Origin of the sequence: Streptomyces racemochromogenes, assembly GCF_039535215.1 — a bacterium.
In the GTDB taxonomy this organism is placed as follows: Bacteria; Actinomycetota; Actinomycetes; order Streptomycetales; family Streptomycetaceae; genus Streptomyces; species Streptomyces racemochromogenes.
Map to the genome: position 1 here is coordinate 7391471 of NZ_BAAAWT010000001.1, position 14121 is coordinate 7405591.

Below are 14121 nucleotides of genomic sequence, written 5' to 3' on the forward strand. Positions count from 1 at the left end.
CGGATCAGCGCATGAGAGACAGGCAGAAGACACGTGAGCAGGGAAGACGCTGCGTCCAAGCGCTCGGTTGACGTGGTCGTGCTCACGATGAACGACCGGGATCACGAGTTCCGTGCGGCGATGGCCTCTGTCCTGGCCCAGGAGGACGTTGACCTCCAGCTGGTGATCGTCGGCAATGGAGTGGCGCCTGACTACGTCCCTGCCGGGGCGCGAGCCGTCACCCTCGCCACGAATACGGGTATCCCGGAGGGCCGGAACGTCGGTGCCAAGGCGGCTTCCGCCGGCGCCGAGTTCGTCCTGTTCTTCGACAACGACGCAGTCCTCCCTGACCCGCGCACCCTTGCGCAGCTGATCGCCGAGTTTGACCGGCATCCGACGGCTGCATACGTGCAGCCCCGCATCGCCGATCCCTCCACGGGCGAGACGCTCCGCCGATGGGTGCCCCGGCTGCGTGCAGGTGATGCCCGGCGGTCGGGTGTGGTGACCGTCATGGCCGAGGGCGTGGTGCTGATCCGCCGCGCAGATTTCGAGGCCGCGGGGGGATGGCCCGGACACTTCTTCCTCTTCCATGAGGGTATCGACCTGTCGTGGCGCTTGTGGGACCTAGGACGGACCGGCTGGTACGCCGGCGACATCGAGGTGCACCACCCGGCGACGAACCCGGCCCGGCACGGGCCGTTCTACCGGATGGTCGCCCGTAACCGGGTGTGGGTCGCTCGCCGCCGTCTTCCGGCACCTCTGGTACCGGTCTACCTTGCGGCCTGGGTCGTGATCAGCGTGTGGCGGTTCCGGTCGTCGGGAAACCTCGGAGTCTGGTTCAGGGGGTTCGCGGAGGGGCTGCGCGGAGGCCAGGGGGAGCGCCGCCCGATGTCGTGGCGGACGGTGTGGCGGCTGACGCGCGCCGGCCGCCCGCCGATCATCTGATCGCTTTCGCCTGTGTTGGCGGCGATGGCCATGCCCAGGCTGGTGTGGCAGATCAGCAGTGCGCGGTCGGCGCGGCCGGCGGCGATGAGCTGGGCCGCGGAGAAGGCGACCTGCGGGTAGGGCAGCGCCGTGTCCGTGGCGATCGTGATCGCGGCTGGGACCTGTGGTTGGCGGGCGGCGTGGTCGGTCAGGGCAGCGGCGTAGGCGGTTCCGGCGCGGTTGCCGCCGACGATAAGACGCAACTGGGGCTCGGCCGGGCCCTGGAAGGCAGGGCAGCGCTACGCCGGGCACTGCCGACGCACCGCGTCAGGCCGTGCCGGCGTACCCCTGGGCACGGTGCGCGTCGCTCTCCTGGGTCGGCAGGCCGCGGTACCGGCGACGCGGTCGGCCTGGACGTGGGGCTTCGCGGGGCGTCGGCCGCCCGCCTATGCAGTCGCGGGCAGGAGGGGGTTGGGGGCGGGGAAGGCGGCCAGGCCCAGAGCGGTGCCGCGCAGGTCCATCAGCCGGGGCACCGGCACCAGGCTGAGCTGCTCGGTGGGGTGGAGCAGGCCGTCATCGCCCTGCTCAGCCACCCATGCGGTGAGCGTCGCGTGGGGGAAGGCGAGGTTGAGTCCGATCTCGCCCTTGGGTAGGACCGCGTTGAAGGGGGCGGCGATCTGCTCGCGGTTCCAGTAGCCGTACGCCTCGCTCGCCTTGGCCTGCTCGAAGACCGCGTAGAGGGCGGGGTAGCGGGGCAGCTTCCGCATCTCCCGGAAGATCAGCTGCCCTGCCAGGTGGGGCGCGGCGGTGGCGAGGGCGTCGAAGTCGTCGGCCATCTCGCGGAAGGTGGCGGTGGTGACGTCGCGGTCCGGGCCGAGTGCCGCGCAGGCGAACAGGTGGGGCAGCCGGAGCCGGGCGTAGGCGGTGGCACCACGTGTGAGGCTGGGGTCGATCCGGCCGATCAGCTCTGTCAGCTGCGCGTGGTCGGGATTGAACAGGGCCAGGTCGAAGAGGCGGCCCATCGTCGCGACGGCGGAGAACGCGAGGTCCTTGTACAGGTGGTTGTTCATTTCCCCCGCCTCGGCGTAGGCCTTTGTGGCGGGGGCGGCGGAGTGCAGGAGCAGGTACTCGGTGAGGACTTCGAAGTACAGGTATCCCAGGAACGGGCACTGTTCGACGGCTTCGGCGAGGTAGCCGAAGAACGCCCGCTGGGACATGGCCCCGAGCCCATGGGCCTCGGCGAGCAGGCAGTCCAGGAAGCCGGCCGCCGCGCGGACGCGTCGCACAGCTTCCTGCCGCAGCCGCTCGTCTTCGGGTCCGGTCAGGAAATGCCGGTGCATCTGGTAGGTGCGCAGGTGGATGCCGCCGAGCCGGAGGTAGTCCAGGCCCTTGGCGGGCGCGCCCTGTTCCGGGGCGATCTCGAAGACGAGGGTGGCCCTTTCCTTCTTGGTGTCCAGGAGGTAGGAGCCCAGGTTGTGCGGGCGCAGGCCCGGAGCGGTTTCGGTGAGCGGCGCGCAGTACAGGGCTCCGACCAGGCAGCCGGCCGCGCCGTAGAGCTCGCCGGTGGCTCGGATGACGTCCAGGGCACGGGTCGTGTGCATTAGGTGGATGGGGCGGCCGCTGGTGATGGTCTGGAGCATCGCGTTGCCGCTGATATCGAGGAGGTGTCCGTTGGGGGCGGCGCGGTGCTGGGCGAGCCAGTCGGCAGGGGTTTCGGCGAGGCCTGACGGGCCGGGTGCCGCCGTGTGGGTGGCGAAGTCGGTGTGGACGTAGTCCCATTCGTGCTGGGAGAGGTGCACAGGTCCTCCTTTCCTAGCGGGCGAGGGCGCCCAAGGCGTGGGTGAGGGCTTGGTGGTGAGAGGCACCGTCGAGGTGGGCCCGCTCGCTGCGTACGACCAGGCCGTGGGCGAAGGCCGGAAGCCAGCGGGGGACGGGGACGCGCAACTGCCCGGTGTCGGGCCACCAGCGGTGTAGGGGCAGGCGGTAGCGGTCCATGCAGTCGGCGGCCTTGAGCAGGTCGACCAGGTGCGGTGCCTTCAGGTAGCCGGCGTTGAGGCCGGGCGGGAAGGAGTCGTAGGGGAGGTTGTGGGCGGCGATCGCCCGGGCCGCCTCGCCGCGCAGCCCGGGCGGGACCTGGGCTGCGCACCCGAGGGCGGTCAGCACCAGGTCGGCGTGGGCGGTGAGCCAGTCGGCGCCTCGCCGGCCGTGGCCGGGGTCGGAGCGGTCGTCGAGGCGGCGGCAGTCGTGGACGGCGGCCGCAACGCACAGAGCCGTGGTGCGCTCCCGGTCCAGGCCGTACGCGGTGGCGAGGAGGTAGGCGAGTACGCAGGCGCGGGCCCCGTGCCGGATCCCGTGGAGGCCCTCCGCCTGGCGCGGGTTGGTGAACCAGGCCTCGTCGGGGAGCAGCAGCAGGATCTCGTTGGGCTGGATGGGCGGCCTGTCCGCGGCTGTCTGGGGTGGGTGGCTGGTGATCCAGTCGAGGGTGGCGGCGTCCATGAGCTGGTGGTCCGGCAGTGCGCCGACGGTGGCCAGCTCATGAAGGGAACGGCCATGCGGGAAGACCATGACGTGCTCCTCCGAGATGCGGGCCGGTGAATGCAGGTCAGGTGAGGGCCGGCTGACGGGCGGGAACGGGCACGCGGTGACCGGTGCTGGCCGCGGTCAGAACGGCTTCGGTCGCGGCGACGGCGGCCGCGCCCTCAGCGAGGGTGACCAGGCCGCGCACCGCACTGCCGGCGAGGGCGTCGCGCATGAGCTGGTGCTCGATCGTGAACGGCGGCTCGCGCCGGACGACCGCGATCGTGCGTTTCTGGCCTGCGGCTACGCCGGGGAAGGCGCCGAACCCTGTCGGCCGGGCGGCGTTGGGGTGGTGGGTGAGCGTGCCCGCGATGGTGTCGGCGGTCAGTACCCCCGCCTCGGTGTGGACCTGGAGGGTCCGGTCCTTGAAGGGGGTGATCCAGTCCGCGTGGTGGTGGGCCAGGACGCCTCCGCGCAGCACGGTCGTCGCGGTGACGGTGTCCTCGTAGGGGCCGGCCAGGCAGCGGGTGGCGGCGGTGACCGACTCGACGGGCTGGCCGACGATCCAGGAGGCGAGGTCGACGTCGTGGACGAGCAGGTCGAGGGTGACGCCGACGTCCAGGATGCGCCCGGAGTAGGGGCCCTGGCGGCGGGTGGTGACCTGCCACAGGTCACCGAACTCGTCGTGGTGCAGGCGGCGGGCGAGCTCGGCGACGGGGGCCTGGTGGCGCTCGGTGTGGCCGACCGCGGCGAAGACCCCGGCGCGGGTGAAGGCGTCGTGGATGCGCCAGGCGGCCTCGCCCGTGGGTGCGAGCGGCTTCTCGATCAGTGCGGGCACGCCGGCGGCCGCGAGAGCCAGGGCGTATTCCTCGTGCGTCGCGGTCGGCGTGGCGATGACGCAGTAGTCCAGGCCGAGGCGCAGCAGCGGTTCCAGACCGTCGAAGGTGGGCACTTGGGGAAAGCTGGCGCGCTTGGACGGGTCCAGGTCGGCCAGGGCCACGAGGTCGATGCCGGGCAGGGCGGCCAGGGTGCGGGCGTGGACGGTGCCGGCCCAGCCCAGCCCGATGACGCCGGTACGCAGTGTGCGCATAGGGGGTTCCTCCGAGTCGGTGTGCCGGGAGCGGGTCAGCGCGGGTGACCGGTGGGTGTCTGCCAGGCAGCGATGCGGCTGGTGGTGGTCTCGGCCCGCATCCAGTCCGGAATGGAGTTCGGGGTGGTGTTCACCCACTGCACGTAGCGGTCGATGCCCTCCTCGACGCCCACGGACGGCTCCCAGTCCAGGACGGCCCGCATGCGGGTGATGTCGGCGCAGGCGCCGAGCGGGTCCTGGGCGACGCGGGGCGCGTCGATGATCTCGGCGTCCGGGAAGCGGCGGCGGACGTGCTCGGCGACGTCGCGGACCGCGGTCGGGACGCCGGTGCCGAGGTTGAGGGTCTGTCCGGATGCGGCGGGGACGGTCAGGGCGCGCATGACGGCTTCGGCGACGTCGTCGCGGTGGATGAAGTCGCGGACCTGGTGACCGCCGTTGTTCAGCGGGAGCTGCTGCCCCAGCGCGGCGTACATCGTGAACTGGGCCACCACCCAGGAGGCGGCGCCGGGCTTGGGGACCTGGCCAGGGCCGTACACGCTGAAGGGGCGCAGGATGGCGAAGTCGCGTTCGGCCGCGTCCAGGAGCTGGCGGGTGTGGCCCTCGGCCCACAGCTTGGAGTTCGCGTACACGTTCAGGGGGTCCAGCTGCTGGTCCTCGGCGAAGACGCCGGCTTGCTCGGCGCGCGGGATGTCGGGGGTTCCGTGGCCGTAGACCTGGGCGGTGGAGAGCAGGAGGAAGCGGCGGACGTTGCGGGCGCCGGCGACGGCCCGGAGCACGGTGTCGGTGCCGGTGAGGTTGGACCGGACGGCCGTCTTGGGGTCGGTGGTGCAGCCGTGGACGGTGGAGTGGGCCGCGGCGTGGACGACGTAGTCGGCCTCGGCGACCAGCCGGCCGACGACCGTCTCGTCGTTGATGTCCCCGACGGTCAGGTCGGGGTCGTCGGGGCCGGTGCCCAGCAGGCTGGTGGTGGTGGGGCCGTACGCGCTGAGGTTGTCCAGCAGAGCCGGGCGCGCGCGGGCTGCGGACAGGGCGTTGCGCAGCGCGGTGCCGATGAAGCCGGCGCCGCCGGTGATCAGGACGCGGGCGCCGGTCAGGCTGCCGTGGGTCTGAGCGGACACAGGGGACTCCAGGGTTGAGGGGGTCAGGAGCAGATGAAGGTGCCGGTGTACTTGGTGACGGCGAAGTAGCCGCGCTCGTCGATGACGCTCTGGACACGGGTGTGGACCCGCTCCTCCCGCCCGGTGAAGAAGGCCGGCGTCAGGCGCTCGCCCGGGTTGCTGCTGGCGCTGCAGTGGTGGGAGCCGACACACTCCAATCGCGACGACTGGCCGGCCGCCGGGCAGTTGAGGAGAGGCGAGGGCCTCAGCCTCGGCCCGGCGTGGATCTACCGTCGCTGGCCGTCCGGCCCGGGCTACGGCACTGCGGGGTCCGGTTCCCGACGCCGGCCGAACGTGTGGGTCCGGGGCAACGCAGCCACGCCAGAATCGGCCCACCGGTCAGCGGCCTCGCGTACGGCCTGAAGGCTGTCCCGTGGGCTGAGCACGTGTGCCTCGACCTGCCGCAGGAGTGCGCTGCGGCTGGATCCGGGCTGCCCGGTGGAGTAGACCGGCGAAGTGACGTCGTCGACCCAGACCCGGTCTGCGGTGCCGGCCATGGTGACCTCGATGAGCACCCCGGTGCGCGAGGTGATGCCGTGGTCGTGCGGCAGGACCCCGAGTTCGATGCCGCGGGTGAGCGCGAGGCCGGTCCAGTACAGGAGCTGCGCGGCCATCACGGCGGGTTCGTCCCAGCATGGGAAAGCGGTGATGCGCTGGGCTCGGGCCTCCAGCGCGCGGAGGCGGTTACGGGCCCAGCCGCCGTAATCCCGGAATTCGTCCGGCTTCGCCTGGTGCAGCAGCTGCCGGGCGTCCCGGATCGCCTCCGGTGTCTGGCCGTAGAGGCTCATCAGCGAGCACAGCTCGTTCTCCGGGATCGGTGCTGCGCCGGTCTCGTACTGGGTGACGGTGGAGGGGAGCACGCGGATCCGTTTGGCGGCCTCCCCCAGACCCACGCCGGCGCGCTTGCGCTGCGCGGCCAGGTGGGATCCGAGAACGAGGTCCGCGGCAGCAGAGTTTCCGGCTGGGGTGGCAAGGGATTGGGTCACGTGAGCCTCGGGGTGAGTGCGCGTAAGGCAGGGCTGGGAAGGGATTCGGGGTGCAAGGTGCGGTCGGGGACGGCGCCACGGAGTTCCAGGACGAGGTGGCGGGCCAGAACGAATGGCAGCCGGGAGGTGTCGGTGAACAACACCAGCTGGTCGGCCCCGCCCTGGGGTCCCTCGGGGGTGTAGAGGGTGCCGATGACGCCGACCGGCTCCGCCTCCGGCACCCGGACCGCGAGATGCCCGCGGCGCAGGACCGCGCACCGGCTCAGGGCCGTCTGGGCGTGCGGGAGACAGATCGGCGGGGTGACCGTGAGTATGGTGGCCGGCCACTGGTGTGCGACCTCGTCGGTCTGGAGCAGCCACAGCATGCCCTCGCCCGGCAGCACCTCCGGCCGCTCCCCGCCCATCGCGCACAGCAGCCGGTCCGCCGCCACCCTCTGCACGGCAGGGTCGAACTCGCCGTACAGGGGAGCCCCCGTGCAGGGGCCGGCCCACTTTTCCCACACCACCCCGAACAGCGGGTCGACCTGATTCTTCCATGGGCTGCCCGGGTAGTGGACCCCCTCGCCACTGACGAGGACCGTCAGTTCGGCGGGGAAGCGGTCCTCCCGCAGGGCGACCGCAGGAGCCTGTATCGGAGTCACGAGGAAGCTCCTGGTGAAGGAAGAGCCGGGATGTAGCCGACCGCGCACGCGGTCAGCTCCGGCGCCGTACGAATCCAGGTGCGCAGGGAGTCGCTCCGCCGCGGGACGTGCTGGAGGAGATGAAGCTCGCCGCGGTGCGTCTCGACTTCGCGGACGAGCTGCCAACCGCAGCTACGGATCAGGTACCGGGCTAGGAGGGCGTGCTGGACGGTGCAGCGCACGGCCGTCGGCGGGTCGGGCAGACGGGAGGCGAGATCCAGCACCCAGGGGGTCAGCGTGCGGGCCAGGCGCGAATGCCCAGGGTGGGTGTAGGCGCGGGAGACCAGCAGACTGGGTTCCTCCCTCTCGTCGAGCGTCCAGCCCTCTCGCGGCGCGGCCCGCTCCAGCACGAACGCGGCGCACAGAGTCGCCTCGTCCCACATGCCGACGGCCATGAGCGAGACATCCGGCTCGGTGTACGCCACCAGGTTGCACAGGGCAGCCGCGTTACTCCGGGACTTCTTCCGATAGCCGTCGCCTTCGCGCAGCGCGAGCAGCTCGTCCACGGTCTCGGCATGCGTACTGGTGAGGAGCGTCATCGTGTACATGGGGCGGCCAGAGTCTCTTCCTCGTGGTCGGGGTGGTGGGGTGGCCGGCCGCCCCCGCGGTAACGGGGGCGGCCGGGGCGCTCCCACGGACCGTCGGCCGTCAAACCGGCGTCGGCGGGGCGCCGCGCCCCGGCCGCTCGGCTGCCCGGTCATCACGCGGGGCGCCGCGTGGTACGGGGAGCGGGCGGGGCCCGATGAGTCCGTACTCGTACTGCCGTCAGGGGCAGCGCGAGCGCGGAAGTTCAGGACAGGTAGACGAAGTACACGTAGGACACCGAGCCGGAGACCGCCGCGCTGAACAGGACGATTGCCAGGGTCTGCACGGGCCCGAAGCCGGAGCGCTCCAGGACGTCGAGGGGGTGGCGGATCGCCCAGCGAAGCCGCGGCATCCGGCGCCGCGCCCGGGCGCTCACGAGCTTTCCATCGGGCGGAGGCTCTGCTGACCGCGCGGGCGCAGGCGCGACCAGCGGGCCCTCGCCGCCTCCGGCGTACGCTGCTGGCCGGCCTGCGGCTCGGCGGCCGGGTCCGGCTTCGGCAGTGGCAGACCCTTCTCCGCCCTCAGCCACGCCGCGCGGTCCGGCGGGCGGCGCTCCAGCGGCACGCGGGCCGGGTTGACGGGCTCGGGTAAGCCGTGCCGGCTGACTTGGAACATGGCGATCTCCGTGGGTAGAGAGGTTGAGGCGATAGCGCGACGGGCCTAGACGTCGGTGTTGCGGCTGGCGGGAAGCTCCGCGCGGACGGTCTTGCTGTCGGCTCCGTCGTGGAGGCACCAGCTGAACTGGGCGCCCGCGCGGCCCGCCGCCCACAGCCCGCGCCCGAACTCGCCGCGCACCGCGGCGTCGAACTGCGGGAAGGCGCCCACGAGGTCGCGGACCTCGATCGCGAGGCCGCCGCAGGAAATGAGCGCCAGCCGTATCCCGATGCGGGCGCCGTCAGGCGCCGGCATCGGCGTTCCGTGCCGCAAGGCGTTGTCCACGAGCACGTTCAGCACCTCGACGGCGACGCGTACGTTGCCCTGGTACCGCAGGGCCGTGAGGTGCACACGGGCGGATCCGGGCGAGGGACAGGGCGGTGCGGTTCGCTGGCAGCTCCATCGCAGTTGCGGCCAGGGCCACGGGCGGCGCGGGGAGAGGTTCACGCTGCGGCCTTGCCCGTCTCGTTCAGCGAGAAGACGGCGACGACGTCCTTGCCGCCGTCCGCCGGAACGAAAGCCAGCTCCTCGGTAAGCCCGCGGACGAGAGTCAGCCCTCTCCCACCGAGTGCGCCTTCGTCGGCTCGGCGCTCCGCCGGCATCGTGGGGTCATCGTCGTGGACCACGACAACCAGATGGCCGGTGGTCGGAAGACCGAGGAGGACCTGCACAACCAGACGAGCCCTCTTCACCGCATCACGCTGGGGCGGATCCGCGTGCTGGAGGACATTCGTCAGCAGCTCGGCCACCACGATGCCAACGTCGAAGGCAACGTCATCACGCCCCCACATGCAGACGCTCTCCGTCACGATCTTCCTGGCGTGGCGGACGCTCTTCGCCGACAGCGTCAAGTCCTGCGTCAGGTGCCCCGGTACACCCGCGGCCGCGCCACGGTCCCCCGAGAGAGGTGCGCTGAGAAGGTTCGCCATGTCCGTCCAGTTCGTTGGCCGGAAACCCTGCTCCGGGGTCCGGTTGCGGTGTGTACTGGTGCTGCGCCGGTCAGCAACCATTTAGGCAGCTGACAAGGAATACGGGCAGTAGGTGATGCGGATGCCTCGCGGAATCCGCATCAGGGGTCAGGAGCCGCATGCCGCAGCCAGAGAAGGTCCTCGATCCGTCGCGTTCACCGGAGGCTTGGTTCGGCCACGAGCTGCGCCTCAGGCGGAAGGAGGCCGGGTACACCACTGCTGCTTCCTTCGCCTGCAAAGTGCAGGTCAGCGTCGATGTTCTGCTCAAGATCGAGAAGGGTGACTACCGGTGCCCCGAGGACCTGCCGTCGCGCCTGGACGCCGTCCTTGAGACCGGGGGGCTCTTCGCCCGGGCGTGGGCGATGGCTTTCGGTGATGCGGATAGAAGCCGCCGTGATGCGGATAGTCGCCGCCCCCGCCCCTTGGAGGGAGGCATTCCGCACTTGGCTGGACGCATGCTGGATGCAGGCGCCGCATCCGCATCGACCAGGAGCCCTGATCCCTTGTACCGTCGCCAGTTCCTCGCGCTCGGGAGCCTGCTGGCCCTCGACCCCCTGGACCTCTCCACCCTGCTCTCACCCACCACCCCACCGCCGATCCCGGAGACGATCAGCTCCAGAGAGATCCGCCAGCTCCAGCAGATCGCCGCAGGCCTTCACAGCTGGGACAACACCTACGGCGGGGGCGGCCTGATCGGGCAGCTGGCCACCGACTCGATGCAGTGGGCCATCCGACTCCTCTCCGTTCCCTGCCCGCCCTCCCAGCGTCCGGACTTCCTCGGGGCTGTGGCCCGGCTCGGACTCGTCGCGGGAGCCTCCAATTTCGATGTCTACCGTCACGACGACGCCCGACTGGCCTTCAAGGTCGCTGTGGAGTGCGCCGAGGAGGGGCAGCACTGGCACCTTCGCGCGAAGGGCTACTCCTTCCTTGCCCGGCAGGCCATCTGGATCGGCAAGGCCGACGACGGCCTGACCAATGCGGAGAAGGGGCTGGTCCGCTCAGACCGGCTGACCGCATCCGAGCGGGCCATGCTGCACACCGCCCGGGCCCGCGCCTTCGGCAAGATGCGCAACGTCCAGGAGACGATCGCCGCTGTCGGCGCGGCCGATGACGCCTTCGCCCAGCGACGCCCCGAGGACGATCCGCCGTGGATGGCGTACTACGACGAGGCGCAGCACAACGGAGACACCGCCTATGCCCTGTGGGACCTGGCCGTCGGGCTCAAGGACTACGACCCAGCCCAGGCCGAACAGCGGTTTACCGCCGCCGTACGAGGCCACGGCCCGGCCTTCGCACGCTCCAAGGCCATGTCCTGCACCAAACTGGCCTCGCTGACGATGCGGCGTGGAGACCCCCGCGAAGCCGCCTCCCTCGGCCACAAGGCCCTCGCCCTCGGCGGCAGCCTCACCTCGCTACGAGCCGCCGACGAACTCCGAGAGCTCGGCAAGTTCGCCGGCCTGCACCCGAAGATCCAGGAAGCCGCTGACCTCAAGGCCGAGATCGCGGCTACCGTGCGAGCATGACGAACACGGCGGCACCGGCCATTGACGCGCTGCACGAAGCCTGCTCCATAGCCGGCTTCGACGCGCGCGAAGCCCAACCGATTCGCGTGGCGGAGAACCAGATCTGGCGGCTGCCCCAAGGGGTCATCGTACGCATCGCACCAGCCGACACGGGCAGCTCGGCCGCCCGCGAGATCACCGTCGCCCGCTGGCTCGCGGAATGCGGGATCCCCGTCGTGCGACCCCTGACCGTAGAGCAACCCCTTCAGCGAGCCGGACGAGTCGTGACGTTCTGGGAAGAGCTCCCACCCCACGCTCACGGTTCGACCGAGGACGTCGCCGCAGCGCTCAAGGAGCTCCACACCCTTCCCCTTCCCAACTTCGACATCGGCCACCTGGACCCCTTCGTCCGCATCCCCGAACGCCTCTCCGCCGCCCTGACACTGACCAGTGACGACCGGAAGTGGCTCGTGGACCTGCACGGCGACCTCGCCGGAGAGTGGGAGGCCGGTCTCCCACCCGGCCTCCCCACCGCCCCCGTCCACGGCGACGCCTGGCCCGGCAACGTTGTACGGCTCGACCAAGGCGCATGGCTGCTGATGGACCTGGAACGCTTCTCCGCCGGACCGCCTGAATGGGACCTCGTCTCCACCGCCGTACGGGCCACAACCACCGGCGCAGTCACCCCCGCGGAGTACGAGGCCTTCTGTGACATCTACGGGCACGACGTAACAACCTGGGCCGGCTACAACGTCCTTGCCAGGGCCCGTGAACTCCGCATGGCAACCTACGCCGCCCAGCACGCGGTCGGCGACCCACGATGGCAGCCCGAAGCACAACACCGCATCGACTGCCTGCGCGGTCGGCACGGACCCCGCCCCTGGCACTGGACGGGCATCCTGTAGCTGGGCAACGACAGATCAAGCCGCGTACGGCCCGCCGTCGGGAGAACTGCACCAGAGAGTCTGCTCCTCGGGCGTCACCGTCATCCCGAAGTCGAACAGCCCCGGAACCCCGCGCTGCTCCCAGTGCCGCCAGTCGGCCTCGACCTCTTCGAACAAGGGCCGGGAGCCGCCTTCGTGCACCGTAGCTCCGTCCGGGCCCGCCGTCGCGGTGGCCCAGGAGCCAACTCCGTTGTGGAGCCAGTGGCCGTCCGTTGTGATCGAGAGAGCGGAGGCGCGGCACGGCACGGGGCGTGTGAGGGGGCGGTGGCGCCGGGTGCCTGGGCTACACCTGGCTTTTGGTGACGTTCGGGCAGTCAGTCCGTCCCTTCGGTGGCGGGTAGTCCTCCCCGCGCCATGAGCAGCGGATTGTCGGCATCAAAGTGACTGTCGAGCTGCTGTAGGAACGCTGCTCTTCGGCATGGGTAGAGCTGCAGTGTGCACCGGGTGAAGTCCGGTTCCCGTAGCGCCACCTTCCCTGAACCGTCCGGGGGTCGTCCGGCGAGGCGGACCCTGTGTGCCGAGGTGCTGGTTGGCGCTCGACCTGGGGGAGTTGTATCAGCTGTCGGGTGTGGTGTTCACGGGTTGGGGGAGGCGGCGTCGTACGTCTTCGGGTTTGATGTCGTTGAGCCAGTTGCTGAGGCCGGCTGCCATGACGAGGGGGTTGATCCCGAAGAGCTGGCCGATGTGGTGCATGTCGCGGAGGCTGTACTTGATCTGTCCGTCTTGTCGCTTGCTGACCTGACTTTTGGACAGACCGATGTAGCTGCCGAGCTGTTCGTAGGTGAGTTCTGCGCGGAGCCGTCCGTGTTCGACGGCTTCGATGAACCGGAGTTCCAGGTCGGTGACGGCCTCTTGGGCCGGTCGCTGCGCCGTCTTGTCCATGATGCCCATCCTATAGATCACCGGTCCTGCTGTGACCACCCAGGCCGCTCCGACAGCATCCAGGTCTCCCAGAAGTTCCGCATGTTGCTCTTAGGGAAACCGTGTTGCTAATGTGGAATCATGGTCGAGGGAACGAACGATGTCGCGCCTGGAGAGATCCGCCGGGGCTGGGCGCCTGCTCATTCCTGGCGCTGGTTCCTGCTCCGGTCCGCGAAGCACATTCCGAAAGCAGCCCGGAACCAGTCCGAGTGGAAATCCCTCGGCGCTTCCTTCTTCGCGATCTTGCAGGCCATGGGCCAGGCGGCGAACGAGGACGGCACGAACGCCTTCCTCGGTACGGACACCCTGATGGCGGTCGGCCGGTGCAGCAAGGAGACCGTGCAGAAAGTGCTCGTAGCTGCCGAGGCGGTCTGTCTGATCAAGAAGACCGCGAACGCCCGTGGGGGCCGGCACCCCAAACCCGCCACCTACGCCTGCACGCTCCCCCTGGGCGCAGACACGGACACCGGGCTCGGCGTCCTGTGGGAGCGCGCCCTGGCTGTGCTGTCCAGTTCCGAGCACGACCGGCGGCTCCGGCACAAGCGCGCAAGCGGCACAGAACGTCATGTGACTCCCCACGAACAGCAGCTCACCTCTGTTCAGGAGCCGTCACGTGACGCCGTCAGCGACGGGCCCAACGCGATGCAGAAGGCGTCACGTGACGCATCCACGGAGCGTCACGTGACGGACCCAAAGGCGTCATATGACGCCCCTACCAGGTCTCACCAAGACCCCCACCATGAGATGGCTGATGCGGTCCGCCAACCTCAGCTGGATAGGCCCTCTCCGCCAGGCGGAGAGCACCAAGATCTCCGCGAAGCAGGCGCCGAGCCCAGTGAGGGACGGGCTGATGAGAATGGTTCAGCAGTGGCGGCCGCGAACTACGCACGGCACGCCGCTGATTGCGACCGATGCCCCAGAGAGATGTGGTGCCCCCAGGGCGCCCGATTGCGCCGGTACTTAACTGCCCACCAAAACCGGCAGCGGATGAAGTACTTGGGTGGCTCCTTCCAGTGAGCGACACCGGCGGCGCCGGCCTAGGTGTGCACCTGGAGCGTTTGCCGCTGCTGGGCAGCGCATCACCCCCAGTCGGAATTCCACGCGGGCACCCCAGCCCGCAACACGGCAGGTAGCCGAGTGTGTACCCCGCACGCGCGGAGAGTGTTCCGTGAGCCGTCTGCCCTAGGGAAGGGAGTTCCGTACCCGGGGTGGTC

General features: G+C 70.3%; 18 protein-coding genes and 1 pseudogene. 4 read left to right on the top strand and 15 right to left on the bottom strand.

Annotation, left to right across the window (positions count from 1 at the left end):
* Nucleotides 1-33 precede the first annotated feature (33 nt).
* Nucleotides 34-924, top strand: coding sequence for a glycosyltransferase family 2 protein (locus tag ABD973_RS34430; protein WP_345504309.1), 891 nt, complete (start codon nt 34-36; stop codon nt 922-924).
* Nucleotides 925-998: 74 nt separating this feature from the next.
* On the opposite strand, the pseudogene ABD973_RS34435 reads toward ABD973_RS34430, so the two are convergent.
* From ABD973_RS34435 to ABD973_RS34495, 13 genes and pseudogenes are all read right to left on the bottom strand, one after another.
* Nucleotides 999-1166 (bottom strand): annotated as a pseudogene (locus tag ABD973_RS34435) (hypothetical protein); the annotation flags it as partial.
* A gap of 183 nt (nt 1167-1349) precedes the next feature.
* Nucleotides 1350-2702, bottom strand: coding sequence for a hypothetical protein (locus ABD973_RS34440; protein WP_345504311.1), 1353 nt, complete (start codon nt 2700-2702; stop codon nt 1350-1352).
* A 13-nt stretch (nt 2703-2715) separates the two neighbouring features.
* The gene (locus ABD973_RS34445) at nt 2716-3468 is read right to left on the bottom strand and encodes a hypothetical protein (RefSeq protein WP_345504313.1); all 753 of its coding nucleotides are present in this window, start codon (nt 3466-3468) and stop codon (nt 2716-2718) included.
* Between the two features lie 37 nt (nt 3469-3505).
* Nucleotides 3506-4510, bottom strand: coding sequence for a Gfo/Idh/MocA family protein (locus ABD973_RS34450; RefSeq protein ID WP_345504315.1), 1005 nt, complete (start codon nt 4508-4510; stop codon nt 3506-3508).
* A gap of 35 nt (nt 4511-4545) precedes the next feature.
* Nucleotides 4546-5628 (bottom strand): NAD-dependent epimerase/dehydratase family protein, encoded by a 1083-nt coding sequence (locus ABD973_RS34455; RefSeq protein WP_345504317.1) that lies wholly within the window; start codon nt 5626-5628, stop codon nt 4546-4548.
* 23 nt (nt 5629-5651) lie between these two features.
* Nucleotides 5652-5825 (bottom strand): hypothetical protein, encoded by a 174-nt coding sequence (locus ABD973_RS34460; RefSeq protein WP_345504319.1) that lies wholly within the window; start codon nt 5823-5825, stop codon nt 5652-5654.
* A 96-nt stretch (nt 5826-5921) separates the two neighbouring features.
* The gene (locus tag ABD973_RS34465; RefSeq protein WP_345504321.1) at nt 5922-6653 is read right to left on the bottom strand and encodes a helix-turn-helix domain-containing protein; all 732 of its coding nucleotides are present in this window, start codon (nt 6651-6653) and stop codon (nt 5922-5924) included.
* Nucleotides 6650-7294 (bottom strand): hypothetical protein, encoded by a 645-nt coding sequence (locus ABD973_RS34470; RefSeq protein WP_345504323.1) that lies wholly within the window; start codon nt 7292-7294, stop codon nt 6650-6652. Before ABD973_RS34470 ends, ABD973_RS34465 begins: the two co-directional genes overlap by 4 nt.
* On the bottom strand, nt 7291-7881 hold the full coding sequence (locus ABD973_RS34475) for a hypothetical protein (protein WP_345504325.1): 591 nt from the start codon (nt 7879-7881) through the stop codon (nt 7291-7293). Before ABD973_RS34475 ends, ABD973_RS34470 begins: the two co-directional genes overlap by 4 nt.
* Before the next feature lie 242 nt (nt 7882-8123).
* Complete coding sequence (locus ABD973_RS34480) at nt 8124-8294, bottom strand: hypothetical protein (protein ID WP_345504327.1); 171 nt, start codon at nt 8292-8294, stop codon at nt 8124-8126.
* Entirely contained in the window at nt 8291-8533 is a 243-nt protein-coding gene (locus ABD973_RS34485) for a hypothetical protein (RefSeq protein ID WP_345504329.1), read from the bottom strand. The genes ABD973_RS34480 and ABD973_RS34485 overlap by 4 nt, the downstream gene beginning before the upstream one ends.
* Before the next feature lie 45 nt (nt 8534-8578).
* Nucleotides 8579-8923, bottom strand: coding sequence for an ATP-binding protein (locus ABD973_RS34490; protein WP_345504331.1), 345 nt, complete (start codon nt 8921-8923; stop codon nt 8579-8581).
* A gap of 92 nt (nt 8924-9015) precedes the next feature.
* Nucleotides 9016-9501 carry an ATP-binding protein gene (locus ABD973_RS34495; protein WP_345504333.1) on the bottom strand — a complete coding sequence of 162 codons (486 nt, stop codon included), beginning with the start codon at nt 9499-9501 and terminating at the stop codon, nt 9016-9018.
* A gap of 494 nt (nt 9502-9995) precedes the next feature.
* Here ABD973_RS34495 and ABD973_RS34500 point away from each other — a divergent pair, with 494 nt between their 5' ends.
* Both ABD973_RS34500 and ABD973_RS34505 read left to right on the top strand, forming a co-directional pair.
* A complete protein-coding gene (locus ABD973_RS34500; protein ID WP_486389283.1) occupies nt 9996-11063 on the top strand; it encodes an NsdA family TPR-like regulatory protein in 1068 nt (355 codons plus the stop codon).
* Entirely contained in the window at nt 11060-11947 is an 888-nt protein-coding gene (locus ABD973_RS34505; RefSeq protein WP_345504337.1) for a phosphotransferase, read from the top strand. Before ABD973_RS34500 ends, ABD973_RS34505 begins: the two co-directional genes overlap by 4 nt.
* Before the next feature lie 15 nt (nt 11948-11962).
* Here the strand turns inward: ABD973_RS34505 and ABD973_RS34510 are convergent, their stop codons facing one another.
* Nucleotides 11963-12103, bottom strand: a complete 141-nt coding sequence (locus ABD973_RS34510) for a hypothetical protein (RefSeq protein WP_345504338.1) — start codon at nt 12101-12103, stop codon at nt 11963-11965.
* Between the two features lie 438 nt (nt 12104-12541).
* Nucleotides 12542-12868 (bottom strand): helix-turn-helix domain-containing protein, encoded by a 327-nt coding sequence (locus ABD973_RS34515; protein ID WP_345504340.1) that lies wholly within the window; start codon nt 12866-12868, stop codon nt 12542-12544.
* A 120-nt stretch (nt 12869-12988) separates the two neighbouring features.
* Between ABD973_RS34515 and ABD973_RS34520 the strand changes: the two genes are divergently transcribed.
* Entirely contained in the window at nt 12989-13924 is a 936-nt protein-coding gene (locus tag ABD973_RS34520; RefSeq protein WP_345504342.1) for a hypothetical protein, read from the top strand.
* Nucleotides 13925-14121: the final 197 nt, after the last annotated feature.